A 3,681-nucleotide genomic window follows, 5' to 3' on the forward strand; every position below is an offset into this window, starting at 1 on the left:
GCACAAGAAGCGCGAGCGCGGCTGGACGGTCGCCTTCGCGGTCATCGCGGCGATCTTCCTCTACACCACCGTGCTGAACTGCCTGGAGCGGCCGGACGGCCTGAAGATCGGCGCCTGCTTCATCGCCGGGATCGTCCTGGTCTCGCTGCTCTCCCGGCTGCGCCGCGCCTTCGAGCTGCGCGTCACCAGCGTGGCCCTGGACGACGTGGCGGAACGTTTCATCAGGGACTACGCCCACCGGCCGCTGCGGCTGATCGCCAACGAGCCGAACAGCCGGGACCTCGCCGAGTACCGCGACAAGATCCACCAGATCCGCGCCGACAACGACATCCCCGGCGAGGACGACCTGGTCTTCGTCGAGGTGACCGTCCGCGACGCCTCCGACTTCGAGGCCGCGCTGACCGTGCGCGGCGAGGTGCTGCACGGCCGCTACCGGGTGCTCACCCTGGAGAGCTCCAGCATCCCGAACGCGCTCGCCGCGCTGGCGCTCAACATCCGGGACCGCACCGGGCAGCAGCCGCACCTCTACTTCGAGTGGACCGAGGGCAGCCCCTTCGCCCAGTTCCTGCGGTTCTTCCTGTTCGGACAGGGCGAGGTCGCACCCGTCACCCGCGAGGTGCTGCGCGAGGCCGAGCCGGACCGCTCGCGCCGCCCGCGCGTCCACGTCGGCTGACGGCCTGCCTCTGCTGCGAGGCCCGTACGCTGCGGCCCCCACGCCCCGGTCCGTCCGCCCCGGCCCGTCCGCTCCTGGTGAGCGGACGGGCCGGCGGCGTGTCCGGGGCGGAACGACGGACCGCCGCCCGCGCCTGGGCGGGCGCGGGCGGCGGTCGGGTTCGACCGGTCCTAGGAGGGGAGTTCGAGGACCAGTCCGGGATGGATGAGGTCCGGGTCCTCGCCGACCGCGTCGCGGTTGAGCTCGTAGAGCGCCGGCCAGCCGCCGGGGACGCGCAGGGACTCGGCGAGGTCGGCGAGGGTGTCGTTCTCGCGGACCGTCCAGGTGCCGTCCTCGGACTCGACCGGGGCGGCGTGGGTGTGGGCGTGGGCCGGGGGCGGCGGGGCGTTGTCGCGGCCCTGGCCGTGGGTGGCGCGGGCGCCGCACACGGGCCAGGGGGAGAGGCCGCGACGCTCGGCCAGGAGCTGGGCGACGGCGATCTGCTGCTCGCGGGTGGCGAGGTCGGCGCGCGGGGCGTAGCCGAGGCCGCCGTTCTCCCGCCAGGTGGGCTGGTCGAACTGGAGGCCGCCGTAGTAGCCGTTGCCGCTGTTGATGCGCCAGTTTCCGCTGCTCTCGCAGGCCGCCACGCGGTCCCAGTCGTACGAGCCGCCGCCCTCCCTCCCGGGGTCGGACCGGCTGTCGCGGCCTGGCGGCGCGGCGTGGGCCGCGGGGGCGGCGATGGCCACGGTGAGGGCGCAGAGCGCGGTCGGGACGATGCGGCGCAGGCGAACGGTGGGAGGCATGGGCGGCTCTCAGGCTCGGGGACAAGACCGGCGCCGTCCACGGGGGCGGCGCACTCCCACCCATGCACGCCGGACGGTGCGTTCCGTGGACGACACGTCCGACGGGTCACCCGCACGGCGGTCCGGGGCCACCCCGGTGGTCGGCGGCCGACCGGCCGTACTCCTCGTCGCCTTGCCGTTTCGTCGCTTTGGTGCCTCGTCACCTCGCCGCTGGTGCGCCTGCCGCCCGCTTCCGGCGCCGGCAGCCGTCGTCGCGGCCCCGGCCCGCGCGCCGCGACCTCGGGGCTCCCGCGCCGCCCGGCCGACCGCGGACAAGGTCGTGCACCGAGGGTTCCCGGCCACCCGCCGTTCGGCTGCCGTTCGCCGTCCGCACGGCTGGGCGTGACCCGGCCGTGCGGTGCGGCTGGGAGCCTCCTCGGCGTTTCCCCGAGCCCAGGAGGCGGCAGTGGCGGCACAACCCTCTCGTACTTCCCGCACATCCCGTACGTCTCGAAGGACGGTCCTTCGCACCGGTGCGGCGGCCGGTGCGCTCGCCGCGCTGCCCGCGTCCACCCTGCTGTGGACCCAGCCGGCGGTGGCCGGCACGCCCGGCCCGGAGCAGATCCACCTCCAGTGGGGCGACGAGCCCTCCCGCGAGATGACGGTCTCCTGGGCGACGGCGGCGTCCGTGAACCGTCCCCGGGTGCGGATCGGCACCCCGCGCGAAGGCGCCGGCCGGACGGTGCACGCGCGCAGCCGCAGCTACGTGGACGGCCTCAACAAGGTCGAGACCTTCACCCACCACGCCCGCCTGGACGGCCTGCGGCCCGACACGACGTACGTCTACGAGGTGCTGCACGACGGCGCCCAGCCGGTCCGCGGCACCTTCCGCACCGCTCCCGCGCCCGGCCGGGCCGCGTTCCGCTTCACCAGCTTCGGCGACCTCGGCACCGGCGACAACGTGTTCAGCAAGTCCTCCATCCACGGCGCGGCGGCGGTCCGTCAGGTCGAGGGGTTCGACCCGCTGTTCCACCTGCTCAACGGCGACCTCGCGTACGCCAACAACAACCCGCAGCGCCAGCCGCAGGCCTGGAACGCGTTCATGAACAACATGTCCGGATCGGCCGCCCACCGCCCGTGGATGCCCACACCCGGGAACCATGAGGTCGAGGCCGGTGGCGGGGAGCTCGGCTACGCCTCCTACCTGACCCGCTTCGAGCTGCCGGACAACGGCACGCGTGACCACTGCGGCACCTGGTACGGCTTCCAGATCGGCTCGGTGCTCTTCGTCAGCCTGGACGGCAACGAGATCGCGGTCGAGGACGACGCCAGCATCGACCCGGCCACCGGGCAGTCCATCTACATCAGCGGGTACAGCGACGGCGCCCAACTCCGCTGGCTGGACCGGCTGTTGTCGCGGGCCCGGGGTGGCAGCTCGGTGGACTGGATCGTGGTCTACCTGCACCAGTTCGCGATGTCCTCCTCCGCCCAGAGCCACGGCGGCGACATGGGCATCCGGGAGAAGCTGCTGCCGCTGCTCGACCGCCACAGCGTCGACCTCGTGCTGGCCGGCCACGACCACGACTACGAGCGCACCCACCCGGTGCGCGGCACCGCCCCGGGCGGCCTGCTCACGCCGGCCGTCGCCGACGACGACCTGCGGCAGATCGACACCTCGCAGGGCACCGTCCACCTGATCCTCGGCGGCGGCGGCACCGCCGGGCACGACGACGTCTACCTGCCCGCCGACGCCGACGGCGTCCGCGAGGCCACCGTCCGCACCCAGCGCCTCACCTACAAGGCCGACCCGGACGCCAAGGAGAAGGCCCACTGGTCCGCCGTCACCGACCCGGACACCCGCTACCCCTACGGCGTCGCGGTCTTCGACGTCGACCCGGGGACGGTGCCCGGCGGCCGGACCGCCATCACCGTCAGCTACTACCACTCCGTCCCGGCCACCGCCGCCGCCCCGCTCCCGACGCCGGTGCTGTACGACCGCTTCACCCTGTACCGCGACCGCAGCGACGGCTGGGACGACGACGACCAGGGCGAGGACTCCCAGGGCGAGGGCTCGCAGGACCGGTCGGTCGCCGGCGCCCGCCGGTAGCGCACCCGTCGTCGAGGGCCCGCCGCGCCGCCCGTGCGCGGCGGGCCCTCGCTGTCGCACCAACTCGCCTATGGTGAAAGGGAATCGAAAACACGTCCGGTGATGCCGGACCTCTTGTCAAAGGTTAGGGAAGTTTCCTA

At 73.8% G+C, this 3,681-nt stretch carries 2 protein-coding genes and 1 pseudogene; 2 read left to right on the forward strand and 1 reads right to left on the reverse strand.

Annotation, left to right across the window (positions count from 1 at the left end):
- A pseudogene (locus AE652_RS30920) lies at positions 1-673 on the forward strand (amino acid transporter); the annotation flags it as partial.
- A 170-nt stretch (positions 674-843) separates the two neighbouring features.
- Here AE652_RS30920 and AE652_RS49315 read toward each other — a convergent pair.
- Positions 844-1,455 carry a transglycosylase family protein gene (locus AE652_RS49315; RefSeq protein ID WP_053112346.1) on the reverse strand — a complete coding sequence of 204 codons (612 nt, stop codon included), beginning with the start codon at positions 1,453-1,455 and terminating at the stop codon, positions 844-846.
- Between the two features lie 574 nt (positions 1,456-2,029).
- Between AE652_RS49315 and AE652_RS30930 the strand changes: the two genes are divergently transcribed.
- A complete protein-coding gene (locus AE652_RS30930) occupies positions 2,030-3,541 on the forward strand; it encodes a metallophosphoesterase family protein (RefSeq protein WP_049657503.1) in 1,512 nt (503 codons plus the stop codon).
- The last annotated feature ends 140 nt before the right edge of the window (positions 3,542-3,681 follow it).

The organism is Kitasatospora sp. MY 5-36, assembly GCF_001182915.1.
Classification (GTDB): Bacteria; Actinomycetota; Actinomycetes; order Streptomycetales; family Streptomycetaceae; genus Kitasatospora.

Coding starts and splice junctions, on each gene's coding strand:
- AE652_RS49315 (WP_053112346.1), bottom strand. CDS start 1,455: ATGCCTCCCACCGTTCGCCTGCGCCGCATCGTCCCGACCGCGCTCTGC.